12 protein-coding genes are annotated in these 15,173 nt (G+C 70.5%); 9 read left to right on the top strand and 3 right to left on the bottom strand.

Annotation, left to right across the window (positions count from 1 at the left end; translation table 11 throughout):
- The coding region (locus tag VGH85_13445) for a DNA repair helicase XPB (GenBank protein ID HEY2174806.1) at positions 1-1,538 on the bottom strand (1,538 nt) is incomplete at its 3' end.
- Positions 1,539-1,656: 118 nt separating this feature from the next.
- On the opposite strand from VGH85_13445, the gene VGH85_13440 reads away from it, so the two are divergent.
- Positions 1,657-4,542 carry an arylsulfotransferase family protein gene (locus VGH85_13440; protein HEY2174805.1) on the top strand — a complete coding sequence of 962 codons (2,886 nt, stop codon included), beginning with the start codon at positions 1,657-1,659 and terminating at the stop codon, positions 4,540-4,542.
- A gap of 97 nt (positions 4,543-4,639) precedes the next feature.
- Here the strand turns inward: VGH85_13440 and VGH85_13435 are convergent, their stop codons facing one another.
- Complete coding sequence (locus tag VGH85_13435; protein HEY2174804.1) at positions 4,640-7,006, bottom strand: helicase C-terminal domain-containing protein; 2,367 nt, start codon at positions 7,004-7,006, stop codon at positions 4,640-4,642.
- Positions 7,007-7,212: 206 nt separating this feature from the next.
- On the opposite strand from VGH85_13435, the gene VGH85_13430 reads away from it, so the two are divergent.
- From VGH85_13430 to VGH85_13420, 3 genes are read left to right on the top strand one after another with little or no spacing between them, the layout of a single operon-like run.
- Positions 7,213-8,406: a glycoside hydrolase family 76 protein gene (locus VGH85_13430; protein ID HEY2174803.1), complete on the top strand. Its 1,194-nt coding sequence runs from the start codon at positions 7,213-7,215 to the stop codon at positions 8,404-8,406.
- A gap of 41 nt (positions 8,407-8,447) precedes the next feature.
- A complete protein-coding gene (locus tag VGH85_13425; GenBank protein ID HEY2174802.1) occupies positions 8,448-8,639 on the top strand; it encodes a hypothetical protein in 192 nt (63 codons plus the stop codon).
- A 33-nt stretch (positions 8,640-8,672) separates the two neighbouring features.
- Entirely contained in the window at positions 8,673-10,307 is a 1,635-nt protein-coding gene (locus tag VGH85_13420) for an AMP-binding protein (GenBank protein ID HEY2174801.1), read from the top strand.
- Here VGH85_13420 and VGH85_13415 read toward each other — a convergent pair whose 3' ends face one another.
- On the bottom strand, positions 10,308-10,604 hold the full coding sequence (locus tag VGH85_13415) for a hypothetical protein (protein ID HEY2174800.1): 297 nt from the start codon (positions 10,602-10,604) through the stop codon (positions 10,308-10,310).
- 127 nt (positions 10,605-10,731) lie between these two features.
- On the opposite strand from VGH85_13415, the gene VGH85_13410 reads away from it, so the two are divergent.
- From VGH85_13410 to VGH85_13390, 5 genes are all read left to right on the top strand, one after another.
- Positions 10,732-11,316, top strand: coding sequence for a hypothetical protein (locus tag VGH85_13410; GenBank protein HEY2174799.1), 585 nt, complete (start codon positions 10,732-10,734; stop codon positions 11,314-11,316).
- Complete coding sequence (locus VGH85_13405; protein HEY2174798.1) at positions 11,303-11,800, top strand: VOC family protein; 498 nt, start codon at positions 11,303-11,305, stop codon at positions 11,798-11,800. Before VGH85_13410 ends, VGH85_13405 begins: the two co-directional genes overlap by 14 nt.
- A gap of 155 nt (positions 11,801-11,955) precedes the next feature.
- Positions 11,956-13,008: a decarboxylating 6-phosphogluconate dehydrogenase gene (gnd, locus tag VGH85_13400; GenBank protein HEY2174797.1), complete on the top strand. Its 1,053-nt coding sequence runs from the start codon at positions 11,956-11,958 to the stop codon at positions 13,006-13,008.
- On the top strand, positions 13,005-14,453 hold the full coding sequence (zwf, locus tag VGH85_13395) for a glucose-6-phosphate dehydrogenase (GenBank protein ID HEY2174796.1): 1,449 nt from the start codon (positions 13,005-13,007) through the stop codon (positions 14,451-14,453). The genes gnd and zwf overlap by 4 nt, the downstream gene beginning before the upstream one ends.
- Positions 14,425-14,658, top strand: coding sequence for a DUF2277 family protein (locus VGH85_13390; GenBank protein ID HEY2174795.1), 234 nt, complete (start codon positions 14,425-14,427; stop codon positions 14,656-14,658). Before zwf ends, VGH85_13390 begins: the two co-directional genes overlap by 29 nt.
- The last annotated feature ends 515 nt before the right edge of the window (positions 14,659-15,173 follow it).

The raw sequence follows: 15,173 nt of genomic DNA, 5'->3' as shown, positions 1-15,173 counted from the left end.
GACACGATCGTGTAGAAGTGCGCGGTCTTGCCGTCGGCCTTGGGTCGCATGACCCGGCCGAGGCGCTGCGCCTCCTCCTGCCGTGACCCGAAGGTGCCCGACACCTGGATCGCGACCGCAGCCTCGGGCAGGTCGACGGAGAAGTTCGCGACCTTGGAGACCACGAGCGTCGGGATCTCGCCGCGCCGGAACGCGTCGTAGAGCCGTTCGCGTTCGCGGTTGGTCGTCGACCCCTGGATCACGGGTACGTCGAGTGCCTCGCCGAGTTCGTCCAACTGGTCGAGGTAGGCGCCGATCACCAGCACCTGGTCGCCGAGGTGCCGCTCGACGAGGCGACGTACGACGGCGATCTTGGTGTGCGCCGTGGCCCCGACCCGGTAGCGGTCCTCGGGCTCCGCGGTCGCGTAGGTCATCCGCTCGGCGTCGGTCAGCGTGACCCGAACCTCGGTGCAATCGGCCGGCGCGATCCATCCCTGCGCCTCGATGTCGCGCCACGGGGCGTCGTAACGCTTCGGCCCGATCAGCGAGAAGACGTCGCCCTCGCGGCCGTCCTCGCGCACCAGCGTGGCGGTCAGGCCCAGCCGGCGGCGGGACTGCAGATCGGCGGTGAGCCGGAAGATCGGGGCGGGCAGCAGGTGCACCTCGTCGTAGATGATCAGCCCCCAGTCCCGGGAGTCGAACAGTTCGAGGTGCCGGTATTCGCCCTTCCGGCGGGTGGTCATCACCTGATAGGTCGCGATCGTGACCGGCCGGATCTCCTTGCGCTCGCCGGAGTACTCGCCGATCTCCTCCTCCGTGAGGCTGGTGCGGGCGATCAGCTCGCGTTTCCACTGGCGTCCGGCGACGGTGTTGGTGACCAGGATCAGCGTGGTCGCCTGCGCCTTGGCCATCGCCGCGGCGCCGACGAGGGTCTTCCCGGCGCCGCAGGGCAGCACGACGACGCCCGACCCGCCGGCCCAGAAGCCGTCCAGCGCGTCGCGCTGGTAGTCGCGCAGGGTCCAGTCCTCCTCGACGAGGGAGATCTCGTGCGCCTCGCCGTCGACGTATCCGGCCAGGTCGTCGGCCGGCCAGCCCACCTTCAGCAGCGCCTGCTTGAGCCGGCCGCGCTCGGAGGGATGCACCAGGACGGTGTCGTCGTCGACCCGGTTACCGAGCATCGGGGCGATCTTCTTCTGCCGGAGCACCTCCTCCAGGACGGCCCGGTCGAGCGCCACGAGGATCAGCCCGTGCGCCGGGTCCTTCTGCAGCTGCAGCCGGCCGTAGCGGTCCATCGTGTCGGCGACGTCGACGAGCAGCGCGTGCGGCACGGCGTAGCGGCTGAACCGTACGAGCGCGTCGACCACCTGCTCCGCGTCGTGACCGGCGGCCCGCGCGTTCCACAGGCCGAGCGGGGTGAGCCGGTAGGTGTGCACGTGCTCAGGCGATCGTTCGAGCTCGGCGAACGGCGCGATCGCCATCCGCGCCTCACTGGCTGCGGGGTGGTCGACCTCGAGGAGAAGGGTCTTGTCGGACTGCACGATCAGGGGGCCATCGGTCACGCGGACCATTGTCCCCGCCCACCGGCCCGGCCGCCACGCTGACCGCCTTCCGGCGATTCTCCCGGAATTGCACTAGCATACGGCCGCCACGCCGTCGCAATGGGGGGATGGTCCTTCGATGAGAGCTCTGCATTTCGGCCGGTCGGCCGTCGCGATTCTGGCCGGTTCGGCGATGACCGTCTCGATGACCGCGGTGGTGGTCGCCGGGGCCACGGCTCCGGCCGGCGCCGCGCCGCCACACCCGTCCGCCCCGGTGCAGGCCTTCCCGTCGCCGGGCGACCGGGTCGCCTCGCCGCAGACCGGGATCACGTTCCGCGGGGTCTCGCCGGCCGCGCTGCGCCGCCTGGTCGTGACCGGCTCCGAGAGCGGCGCGCACGCCGGGCACGTGTCGGCCCTCGCGGCCGGACGCGGCTCGGTGTTCCAGCCGGCGACGTCATTCCGTCCGGGTGAACGGGTCACCGTCCGCACCGGCGGCGTCGACGTACGCGATGCGACCGACGGCTCCTTCAGCTTCGGTGTGGCCCGGCCCGCCGATGTGCCGGCGACCGTTCCGGACGAGACGGCCACGACAACCCCGGCCCGCACGTCGGCCGCGGCACCCACGTGTAAGCCGACCGCCCACGTCTACAACAGTCGTCCCGACCTGCACCCGCCGCCCGTGTGCGTGATCGCCCGGCGCGGGAGCACTGCGCCCGGCGACCTGTTCCTCACCCCCGGGGGCGAAGCCGGCGTCGGGCCGGGAATCTACGACAACAGCGGTCAGCCGGTGTGGTTCCGGCGCGGCAACGCGCAGGTCGTCCACGACTTCCAGGTCGTGCACCTCAACGGCCAGGAGATGCTGGCCTACTACGCCGGTAACCGCGCCCCGACCGACGCCGGGCACGGTGCCGGCCAATACACCCTGCTCAACGACCACTACGGGTTCGCCGCCCACATCGGTGCCGGCAACGGCCTGCAGGCCGACTTCCACGAACTGTCGATCACCAAGCAGGGCACGGCGCTGCTCGGCATCTACGACCCGGTCATGATGAACCTCGGCCACGGACCGCAGATCGTCCTGGACTACGTCGTCCAGGAGGTCGACTTCCAGCACGGCAACAAGGTGCTCTTCGAGTGGCATGCGCTCGACCACGTGTCGGTGGCCCAGTCCCACACCCCGGCTCCGGCGCCCGGCGGGCAGTACGACTGGTTCCACGGCAACTCGATCGCCCAGGACAACGACGGCAACCTGCTGGTTTCCGCCCGCAACACCTGGATCGTCTACAAGATCAACCGGTCCACCGGCAAGGTGATCTGGGAGCTCGGGCAGCCCAACAACGCGTCTCCGCAGTTCCGGCTCACCGGCTCCAACTTCGGCTATTTCTGTTACCAGCACGACGCGCGGGTCACCCCCGACGGCCGTTACACCGTCTACGACGACGGCGGCGGGGGACCGGGCTGCAGCCATCCGGCCCGCGGACTGGTGTTCCGCCTCGACGTCGCCAACAAGGTCGCGACCCTCGCCAAGGGCTTCCGGCACAGCCCTGACCTCTTCACGAACTTCACCGGCAGCATGCGCCTGCAGTCCAACGGCGACGCGCTGATCGACTGGGCGGACGCATCGCAGGTGTCTGAATTCGGGCCGAGCGGTGACCTCCGGCTCGACCTGAAGTTCGACCAGCTGAGCTACCGGGGGGTCCGGGCGGTGTGGCACGGCGTCTCCGACCGTCCGCCGGACATGGTGGTGCAGACCCCGTCCGGTCATCCGACGGCGTACGTCAGTTGGAACGGCGAGACCGGCGTGACGCAGTGGCGGCTCCTCGGCGGCAGCAGCCCGTCGACGCTCAAGGCGCTCGGTGCCCCGGTGCGCAAGACCGGTTTCGAGACCGCGATCCCGGTCCCGTCCGGCACGGCGGTCGTCGCCGTGCAAGGGCTCAACGCCGCCGGGAATCCGCTGACCAACGGCGTATCCGCGGCTGAGCCGGGAAGCAGGTTCTTCCACGAGACGAGCGGCGGCCCGAGCTACCTGCGCTCGAACTACCGCATGGCGGTGGGTGACTTCGACGGCAACACCGCCGAGGACATTCTCGCGTACACGCCGGACCGAGGCCCGGACTACCTGCAGATCGCCGACGGCCACGGCGGCTGGCAACAGCGGCCGCTGCCGCAGATCGCGCACAACTGGACCCCGCTGGTCGGCAACTTCACCGGTGACGCGCGCGACGAGATCATCTGGTGGAGCCCGCTCAGCACGACGGCGTACCTCGCGCGGGCGCCGTTCGGCGCGGCGTGGCGGGCCATCACCGTGCCGCCGGTGCGACACGCCCTGGTGCTCCGGCACAACGCCGCCCGGGGCGGCCCGAACAACGACGAGGTGCTGTGGTGGGGCCCGCACACCGACACCGACCAGATCGACCACTACACCTGGCCGGTCGGCGGCAGCCCCAGCGTGAGCCGGCTCCCGGTCGGTGTCAGCAACGACTACAAGCCGGTCACCGGTGACTTCGACGGCAACGGGTTCGCCGACGTGCTCTGGTACGGACCGGGCGGCATCCCGGACTCCGTCTGGTACCTCACCGGCCCGGCGCACGGTCAGACCACGGGGCACGTGGCCAAACCGCTGACCCTGCGCGGCGCCAACTACCGCCCGGTCGTCGGTCGCTTCGGAGCGCCGGACCAACTCGACGACGTGCTCTTCACCACGCCCGGAGGAGGCGTCGACTGGTTGTGGCGCGGGCGACCGGACCGGACCTTCGACTCGACCAACGTCACCAACGGGGAGAGCGGCCTGATCCGGGTGCTCCACACCGGCGACAGCGACGCGGTGGCGTTCTGGAGCCCGGGGCACGACCTGCGGATGCTGCGCTTCGCCACCGGCGGAACGACGATCCGCTACGCCCGTAACACCGTGGTGCCGGCCGATTCCGGCATCTTCATCGGTGCCTTCGCCGGTACCGGCGACGACGTCTACTGGTACTCACCCGGCGCCGCGCCGGAGCGGTTGTGGGAGCCGGTGCTCGACTGACCCATCCATGATCAAGAGGGGATTCGTACGGCGTTTCGTGCGCCTATCCCCTCTTGATCATGGAGGGTGAGGTCAGGGCGAGGGACGGCGCGGAAGGTCAGGCGCGGGCCTCTTCGTCGAGCAGGGCGACCGAGGTGATGCGGTGCAGCGCGAAGGTGCGCATCTCGTCGCGCTGGTGGTCGAAGCCACGCAGGAAGCCGCCCCCGACCGAGACCGGTTCGACGATCCGGTGAGACGCCGTGCCCTGCGCGTTGACGTAGCCGAGCCATACGGCGAGCCCGTCGCGGACGGCCTGGCCGAGCACACCCAGCGTCGCGGCGGTGGTGACCCCCGGGAAGGTGCTGGTGACCGGCGACCGCCGTGCCTCGCGGGCAGCCCGGTCACCGGCCCGGATCTGGCGCACCAGGTCGGTGAGCTGTTGCGTGCTGGGCGCCGGCGGCTCGACCGGCCGGGTCGAGGAACGCTGGCGCACCGGGGTACGCCGGGCGTCGGGGCGGGAGAGGACGAGCGCGCCGTCGGCCGACTCGGCGACCGGCGCGTAACCGTGGTCGCGCAGCATCTCGAGCACCCGGTTGACCGGCGACTTCGACAGCAACACGGTCGGGGCGATCCGGCGCAGCCGGAGGATCTCGAGCCCGCGGTCGGCCACCACCTCGGCGAGCAACGCCGGATCGTCGCACCGCAGGTAGGCCGATGCGCTGCCGACCCGCAGGGCGCCGTGCCGGCGGGAGACGTCGTCGATGAGATACGTCAGGCCCTGCGGCACCGGCGTCTGTGACCGGGTGCGGAACAACTCGTGCAGGTCGTCCGCGCTGCGGCCGGCGTCCATCGCCCGCCGGACGCTGGTCTCGGTCACCCGGTAGACGGTGGCGCCGCCGGAAGACTCGATATCGGCGACCAGCGCCATTTCGCGGGCGAGATCGGGCTCGAGTGGGCCCGGCGCGACGACGGTGAGGTCGGCCTGCGCGAGGACGTGGTCGATCGGTGCGGGCAGGTGGTCGGCGATGAGCGGTGCCGGGTCGGCACCGCTGAGCAGGGCCCGGCCGAACGAGGTCAGCGCCCCACGGCCGGTGATCCCGAGCGTCTCGGCCTCCGTCAGGGTCGACGCGACGACGGCGTCGCGGTGGACGCCGCCGCGTCGCGGCGCGCGCCAGCGGAGTAGCGCGGCCACGTCGTCACTGCGCGCGCTCTGCCCCGCCGGCAACTCGGCGAGTACGCCGAGTACCTGCCGGCGGGTCGCCGGGGTGCCGCTGCGGGTGACCTCGAAGGACAGCGGAGCGATGACCTTGTCGTGGTCGTCGCGCTGACCGATCAGGGTCGGCAGTCGCGGCATCGAGAGCCAGGCCGCGGCCACCCTGCTCCAGCGCTGCTCGGCGGGCGAGCCCACCCAGAGGTCGAAGTCGGCGGTGGGCAGCCACTCGGGTTCGGTCTCGCCGCTGGCCGCGAGCAGTCCGGCGGCGTGGGCGATCTCCATGAGCAGCGCGGCGAGGTCGTCGGGGACGTCGAGGGCGCGGGCGCTGCGGCGCAGTTCGCGTACGCCGAGGCCGCCCGAGCGCAGCTGCCGGGGCGGATCCTCGCCGTAGGAATCGAGCAGGGCTTGGATCAGCCGGAGCACCGTGACCGCCTGGCCGGCGCCGACATCCTCGACCAGTGCGGCGCTGACCTCCCGGGGGCGCAGGGCCGGCGGCTCGGACTGCGGCGGCCCGAGCGGCCGGTCGCCGCGCAGGGCCAGCCCGACCTCCCGCGGCAGCTCGACGGTGTCGGTGTCGACCGCCACCAGCAGGGCATGCGCCAACAGCCAGCGCACCGGGGTGTCGGCCTCCGCGGCCCGCACCGGCCGCTGGGCGGCGCGGACGGTGCCGAGCGGGGAGCCCTCGGCGAGCTGGTCGAGCACCGCCCGCTCCTGCTCCCCGCAACGGGCCAGCAGCGCGTCGAGCCGGGCCCGGTCGGCGAAGACGCCGCCGACGAGACCGGCGGCGGCCGGCTGCCGGGCCGACGGGAGGTCGAGCGCCTCGAGGACCGGCGCGATCTGCCGGTCGTCGTGGCGGCCGAGGCCGGCGGCGACCGGTCGGCCGAGACCCGCCGGGTAGGGACCGGCCGCGTCGGCGACACTCCCGACGAGATGCAGCGCCTCGTCGTCGCCCCACACCAGCGCGAGGTCACGCAGCCGGTCGACGGCGGTCCGGACCGCCACCTCGGTGACGTCCAGGGCGTCGCAAATGTCGCCGATCGAGGCATCCGACCCGCGCAGCGACAGTGTGTCGACCACCTGGAGGGAGAACGCGTCGAGCTGTTCCAGGGCGCGCAGCACCGAGACCCGGATCGCCGCGCGACTCGCGACCACGCCGACATCGGCCGGGGCCGGTACGGCGATGTCCGGACGCTCCCGGAACAGCCGGATCAGCGCCTCGTCGGGCCGGGCCCGCAGCCAGTCGGCCAGGCTCGCGGGATGGGTCGTGCTCATCGCGACAACGGTAGTCGCAGCCGCCGACGGCGGCGTCGTACGCCCGGAACGAGCGCCGGGCACGGTGTCTGCTCTTGACCGGTATCTCGCGACATGGTTGCGTGCCCGCGACATCCTCGTACCCACACCGAAGCGACGCGCGCCCCGTTCCGCTCGCGCCGGTCGTCGAAAGGAGCTCACCACCGATGAGGTCGAGACTAGGGGGCGTGGCGGTGCTGTCCGCGGTTGCTGTCGCGCTTGGCGCCTGGGCCATGCCCGGCGCCGCAAGCGCGAGTGCCTCCGCCGGCGCGCCGTCGCACACGCAGGCCGACGCGGCACACGCCGTCACGTCGTACGACGCCCTGCAGAAGTACCTGTACGTCGGCGACGGCTCGTACCTTTACCACGAGCAATACCCGGTCCAGCCGAAGGACAACAAGTACTCCTACGAATGGCCGTTCTCGCAGGCCCACGTCGCGACGCTCGACCTGGTCGGCATCGGCGGGCGCACCGGTGCCTCGTTCGGGCCGGCGTTGCGCGATCGATCGGCCGGCCAGGAGCGGTACTGGAACGCCGCCGGCGGCACGACCGGTGTCCCCGGCTACGACTCCTACGCCCCCGCGCCCTACGGCGGCGGCGGCGACATGTTCTACGACGACAACGAGTGGGTCGGGCTGGAGAAGGCCCAGCAGTTCCTGATGACCGGTGACCGTACGGCGCTGGCGCGGGCCAAGCAGGTCTTCGCCCTCGTGGTCTCCGGGTGGGACACCGATGCGACCCACGCCGACCCGGGCGGCGTCTTCTGGACCCAGGCGAGCTGGAGCCAGGACCGCAACACGGTGTCCAACATGCCCGGCGCGGAGTTGGGCCTGCGGCTCTACCAGGCCACCCACGACCGGACCTACCTCGACTGGGCGAAGCGGATGTACGACTGGACCAACCGCTACCTGCTCGCCCCCAACGGCATGTACTGGGACCACGTCAGCCTCGTGGCAGGCCCCCCCGTAACTGTCACTGTCGAGAAGACGCAGTGGTCCTACAACCAGGGCGTGCCGATCGGCGTCGACGTGCTCTTCTACGAGGTCACCCACGACCCGACCTACCTGCAGCGCGCCGAGAGCGTGGCGCAGGCGTCGTACCAGTACTTCGTCGAGCAGGGCAACCTCTCGGGCCAGCCGCCGTACTTCAACTCGATCTACTTCAAGAACCTGCTGCTGCTCGAGTCGGTGACCGGCGGCACGAAGTACCGGCAGGCCATGCAGAACTACGCCGACACCACCTGGACGACGCTCCGCGACCCCGCGAGCGGACTGTTCCAGTTCGCCGGCAACGGCGAGACTCAGGCAATCGAGCAGGCCGCCATGGTGCAGATCTACGCCACGCTGGCCTGGCCGGCCAGCCGCGATCAGCTGCTGTACTAGACGGGAGGGGTCACACTGGAAGCGAGAGGTCGGAGGTCACGGTGAGCGAACCTGCCCAGCTTGCGCGACAGGACCCCACCTGGCCCGAGGCCGACGGTGAGCCGGTGATCTCCGAGTTCACCTCACCGGTCCAGGGCGCGCCGTCACCCTTCGGCGAGGACCCGGAGTTTCCGCTCCCGCCCGAGCGGCTCCGCTACCGTCACCCCAGCCTGGCGGACCGGCCCAACCTCTAAGGGGTGGGCCGGTCCGGGCGCCCGGAGGTCAGCATGCCCGCGACAGCACTTCCGTCCTACGCCTCCGGGACGTCCACGGTGCCGTTGCTCGGCGACACCATCGGCGCGAACTTCGACCGGGCCGTGGCGGCGTTCCCCGACCGGGAGGCCCTCGTCGATCTGGGCTCCGGGCGCCGCTACACCTACGCCGAGCTGTCCGCGGCCGTCGCCGGGTGCGCCCTCGGCCTGCTCGAGGCCGGCATCGGGAAGGGCGACCGGGTCGGCATCTGGGCGCCCAACTGCGCCGAGTGGATTCTGGTGCAATACGCGACCGCGCAGATCGGCGCGATCCTGGTCAACATCAACCCGTCCTACCGCACGCACGAGGTGGGCTACGTGCTCGGTCAGGCGGGGGTACGGCTGCTGGTCAGCGCGCCGGAGCACCGCGGCAGCGACTACCGGGCGATGGTCGGCGAGGTGCGTGGTGAGCTCCCCGGTCTCGAGCAGGTGGTGTTTCTCGGCGACCCGGACTGGGACGAGCTGATCCGCGAGCGGGCCGGGCACGACCGGCTGGCCGAGATCGGGTCGACGCTGTCGCCCGACGACCCCATCAACATCCAGTACACGTCGGGCACCACCGGCTTCCCGAAGGGCGCGACCCTCTCGCACCACAACATCCTCAACAACGGCTACTTCGTCGGGGAGCTCTGCGGCTACACCGAGGCCGACCGGATCGCCATCCCGGTGCCCTTCTACCACTGCTTCGGGATGGTGATGGGAAATCTCGCCGCCACCAGCCACGGGGCGTGCATGGTCGTCCCCGCCCCGGCCTTCGACCCGGCCGCCACGCTGCAGGCGGTCAGTGCCGAGCGGTGCACGTCGCTGTACGGCGTCCCCACGATGTTCATCGCCGAACTGGGGCTGCCCGACTTCGCCTCCTACGACCTGTCCACAGTGCGCACGGGCATCATGGCCGGGTCGCCCTGCCCGGTCGAGGTGATGAAACGGGTGGTCGACGACATGGGTATGACGCAGGTGACCATCTGCTACGGCATGACCGAGACGTCGCCGGTGTCCACCCAGACCCGGGTCGACGACGACCTCGAGCGCCGGGTGGCGACGGTGGGCACCGTCCATCCGCACGTCGAGATCAAGATCGTGGACCCGGCCACCGGCCTGACGGTGCCGCGCGGAACGCCCGGCGAGCTCTGCACCCGGGGCTACTCGGTGATGCTCGGCTACTGGGACCAACCGGAGCAGACCGCCGAGGTGATCGACGCCGCCCGCTGGATGCACACCGGTGATCTCGCCGTGATGGACGACGCGGGCTACGCCGGCATCGTCGGGCGCATCAAGGACATGGTCATCCGCGGCGGCGAGAACATCTACCCGCGCGAGATCGAGGAGTTCCTTTACTCCCACCCCGACATCGTCGACGCCCAGGTCATCGGCGTCCCGGACGAGCGCTACGGCGAGGAGTTGATGGCCTGGGTGCGGATGCGCCCAGGTGCAGCGGATCTCACCGCGGCGGCCCTGCGGGACTTCTGTGCCGGAAAGCTTGCGCACTACAAGATCCCGCGATACGTCCACGTCGTCGACGAGTTCCCGATGACCGTGACCGGCAAGATCCGCAAGGTCGAGATGCGCGAGCGATCGGCGAGCCTGCTCGCCGGGGATCGACCCGGATAGTCAGCTGTGCCACGACTCCAGCACGTCGAGGTTGTGGAAGGTCGGCGGCCCGTCGCACAACTGCGCCATCCGGGCCGAGAACTCGGCCGTGTCGGGCCGGCGGGAGTTCTCCATCGCCGAGTCGTATGAGTCGAACTCGACCACGGTGAGGTAGTGGCCGGGGTGGTCGCGGTCGGCGGTGACTCCTGCGCGCCGTACCGTTCCCGCCTCCTGGCGGCCCTGGAACTCGTCCGCGAGCGCCCGCACCTCGTCGATGCGCGAGGTGTCGAACTCGATGATCTGTACAAAACCGGCCATGATGGCTCCTTTGCTTGCTGTTGATGGTCGGGCGTCCTTGCATGGGGGCGCAAGCGGAACGACGAAACCGGTTGGGGAGTTGCCCGTTCGCGTACCTGATGTGCGCGAAGGGCGACACAATCCGGAGGTGAGCACGGTGGACGGGTCGCTGTACTGGCGCGCGGTCGGGCAACTCCGTTTCGACCGGCGGGCGGGTCTGCGCGGGCTGGAGCGATGCTTCAGCGAGGGCCAGGCACCTGACGGTCTGGACGGCCCGCTGCGCGGCCGGCTGGTGGCGACGACGATCGGGCACGGTACTGACGGCGTCTTCGAGGCGATGGCCCGCGGGTGGCTGCCGTGGCAGGGCAAGACCTTCGCCGGCGGCGACGGTGAGGGCCGCAATCTGTTCACGACGGGCGCCCAGCGGATGATGCGGGTGACGCTGCCCAACTATCAGGACGTGCGGGACGAGGGCGGCGGCCAGTTCAGCGCATTCCGCTTCCTCACCTCGGTCGGCCCCAGCGCTCTGGACCCAGGGGTCGACGTACTCCGGATCGACTACCGGGACGTGGCGGAGAACCCCGCCTGGCCGGTGCGTCAGGTCCTGGACGAACTCGTCACGGTCGGTCCACGGCTCTATCTCGGTCAGGCACTGCTCCTCTGGCGGGGTTCGCTACGCCGGGCGGCATGGTTTTCTCTGGAAGGAAAGGACATCGGTGATGACGACCACTGACTACGCCGCGATCGAGGCAGAGCGGGACCGGATCCGGTCGGCGTACCTGCGCGACCCGAAGGACCGGCCCTCGTCGTCGGCCCGCGGTGTCCACCACACCGCGCTGCTCAGCTCGGACGTCGAGCGCACCGTGCGCTTCTACCAGGGCGTGCTGGAGTTCCCGCTCACCGAGATCTTCGAAAACCGCGACTACCGTGGCTCCAACCACTTCTTCTTCGACATCGGCAACGGCAACCTGCTGGCGTTCTTCGACTTCCCGGGCCTCGACCTGGGGCCCTATGCCGAGGTGCTCGGCGGTCTGCACCACATCGCCATCTCGGTGGAGCCCGACAACTGGCGGCGGCTCAAGGCCAACCTCGACGAGGCCGGGGTGGAGTTCCAGGAGGAGAGCGGGACGTCGATCTACTTCCGCGATCCCGACGGCGCCCGCGTGGAACTCATCGCCGACCCGCTGGGAGAGATGTACGGGACCGTGGTGTTGTGACTCACGGGGCGTCCCGGTGACGCCGCCATGTTGAGGTCTAACATCACTCACCGTCCGCGTCAGCCGATCACGGTGCGACACAGGCAACGGGTGTGTTGCACTGAGGAGACGTCGGCGTCCCACCGCCAGGTATCGACGATGCGAAGAGGTGGCAGATGCAGCTCGGAATGGTCGGCCTCGGTCGGATGGGCGCCAATCTCGTCCGGCGGCTCATGCGCGACGGTCACGAGTGCGTCGTCTACGACACGTCACCGGACTCGGTGGCGGCGCTCGTGGCGGAAGGCGCTGCGGGCGCGTCGAATCTCGAGGAGTTCGTCGCGAAGCTGGTGACCCCGCGGGCCGCGTGGGTGATGGTCCCGGCCGGAGTCACCGGCCAGACCGTGGACAAGCTTGCCGACCTGATGGCCCCCGAGGACATCATCATCGACGGCGGCAACTCCTACTACCGCGACGACATCCACCGCGCGACGGTGCTGAAGACCAGGCAGCTGCACTACGTCGACGTGGGAACGAGCGGTGGCGTCTACGGACTCGACCGTGGCTACTGCCTGATGATCGGCGGCGAGGACGACGTCGTCACCCACCTCGATCCGATCTTCCGGAGCATCGCGCCGGGGGTCGAGGCGGCCGTACGCACCCCGGGCCGCAAAGGCGAGCCGGTCCCCGCGGAGTACGGCTACCTGCACTGCGGCCCGAACGGCGCCGGCCACTTCGTCAAGATGGTGCACAACGGCATCGAGTACGGCGTGATGGCCGCCTACGCCGAGGGTTTCGCCGTACTCCGCAATGCGGGTATCGGTCGGGAGGAGCAACTGCAGGACGCCGAGACGGCGCCGCTGTCCTCACCGGAGTACTACCAGTACGACATCGACGCCTCGAACGTCGCGGAGGTATGGCGGCGGGGGAGCGTCATCGGCTCCTGGCTGCTCGACCTCACCGCGAACGCGCTCGCGCAGGACCCGAAGATGGCCGGGTTCGCCGGCCGGGTGTCGGACTCCGGGGAAGGCCGCTGGACGGTGATGGCGGCGGTCGACGAGAGCGTGCCGGCGCACGTGCTGACCGCGGCACTCTTCGAGCGGTTCTCCTCGCGCGGTGAGGCCGATTTCGCCGACAAGCTGCTTTCCGCGATGCGTAAGCAGTTCGGAGGGCACGACGAGAAGGTCGGCGGTGTCGCCCCCGACCTGGCCCCCGACTCCGGCGGGACATGAGCGCCGAGCGCGGGGACGTCCTGGTCGTATTCGGTGCGACCGGCGACCTGGCGCACAAGAAGATCTTCCCTGCGCTCTACCAGCTGCAGAAGCGCAGCCTGCTCGACGTACCGGTGGTGGGGGTCGCCCGCTCCGACTGGGATGACGACGGTCTGCGGCATTACGCGCGGGCCGCGGTGGAAGCAGTCGGGGAGCCGATCGACGAGGCGGCGTTCTCCCGGCTCGCCGGCAGGCTCAGCATGGTCGCCGGCGACTACACCGACTCCGCTGTCTACTCCCGCCTCAAGAGCGAACTGCCGGCCGCGCAGCATCCGGTCTTCTACCTCGCGATCCCGCCCGCTCTGTTCGGCACGGTCGTGCACGGGCTCGCCGACGCCGGCCTGTCCGACGGAGCGCGGGTCGTCGTAGAGAAGCCGTTCGGTCGCGACCCGGACTCGGCCCGGGCGCTGAACGACACGCTGCACAAGGTCTTCCCCGAGTCCGCGATCCGCCGGATCGACCACTACCTGGAGAAGGAGTCGGTCGAGGACCTGCTCACGTTCCGCTTCGCCAACACATTCCTCGAGCCGATCTGGAACCGGACCTACGTCGAATCCGTGCAGATCACGATGGCCGAGGCCTTTGGCGTCGAGGGCCGGGGGTCGTTCTACGACTCGGTCGGCACGATCCGCGACGTCGTCCAGAACCACCTGCTGCAGGTCCTGGCCATGCTGGCGATGGAGCCGCCGATCTCCGAGGACGCCGACGCGCTGCGGAACGAGAAGGTCCGGGTGCTGCGGTCGATTCTCCCGATCGACCCCGGGCAGATCGTTCGCGGACAGTACGACGGCTACCTGGACGAGCCCGGCGTCGCCGCCGGTTCCACCGTGGAGACCTACATCGCGCTGCGGGTCCACGTCGACTCCTGGCGCTGGGCCGGGGTCCCGTTTTACATCCGGGCCGGCAAGGCACTCGCCGGGACGGCGACGGAGGCCGTCGTCCAGCTGCGGCAACCGCCGCAGTTGCTCTTCACCGGCGTCGGCGGCACCCGACCCCAGCCCAACCTGCTGCGGTTCCGCCTGGGCAGCCACGACGGTGTGACGTTCACCGTGCAGGCCAAGCATCCCGGCGGGCACCCCGAGACCTGCCCGATCGATCTCGACGTCGACTTCGCCCGCGCGTTGGGGCGGCGTCCCGAGGCCTATGAACGGCTGCTGTCCGACGCGGTTGACGGCGACGCGCGGCGGTTCGCGCGCGAGGATTCGGTCGAGCAGGCGTGGCGGATCGTCGCACCCATCCTCGACCTCCCCGACCGGCCGGTCGCCTACGCCCGCGGGTCGTGGGGCCCGCCCGAGGCCGACCGGCTGCTGGATGGGGGGACCTGGCACCACCCGGAGGTCGATGCCGGGACGGCCGGGACCGGCGTACCGTCGGCTCATGTGCCGGAGCATCAAGACCCTGCGTGAGCCCTATACCGAGCAGGTCACCGAGGCGGACATGCACGCCGCGGCCCTGCAGTACGTGCGGAAGGTGAGCGGATTCCGCAAGCCTGCCGCGCACAACGCCGCCGCCTTCGACCGTGCCGTCGACACCATCGCCGCGGCCACCGCGGCGCTGCTCGACGACCTCGAGGTTCGGCACGCCCACCACCCCGAACAGCGGGCCGGCTAAGCGCCTTGCTCCGCTGATCTCGCGCGGCCGCCTCGGCCGCGCTTCTTTCGGCGAGTGCCGAGGCGCCCATCATCGGACGCTGTACTCGCATCCAGCGCGGGATTATGCGAGTAGCGCGTCCGATGTTCGCCGATCGGCCGGCCGGTGCGGTGGGGCTGGCCATCATCGTGCGTCGTACTCGCATCCAGGGCCGGATTGTGCGAGTAGCACGCACGATGTCGACCCGCCTCGGCTTCGTCGCCGGGGCTGCGCCGCGGTGCGGGCATCATCGTGCGTCGTACTCGCATCGGAGGCCCGCAGATGCGGGTAGCGCGCACGATGTCGACCGGGGCCTACTGCGGCATGTCGGGGTGGTGGCGGCCCGGTCGGCGGGTGGCCGGTCCCCTTCGGCGCGGGTGTCATCGGTCGTGCGCCTTCTCACCGTGGTCTAGCTGGTGGTGACCAACTTGGGTGTGCGCCGTCGTGAGGTGGGTGGTGGGTCGGGTCGGTCGGGTGGGTCGGGTATGGCGGGGAGG

The organism is Mycobacteriales bacterium, from assembly GCA_036497565.1.
GTDB lineage: Bacteria > Actinomycetota > Actinomycetes > Mycobacteriales > QHCD01 > DASXJE01.
The sequence above is the reverse complement of the archived record's forward strand: the minus strand, read 5'-3'. Positions and strand labels throughout refer to the sequence as shown.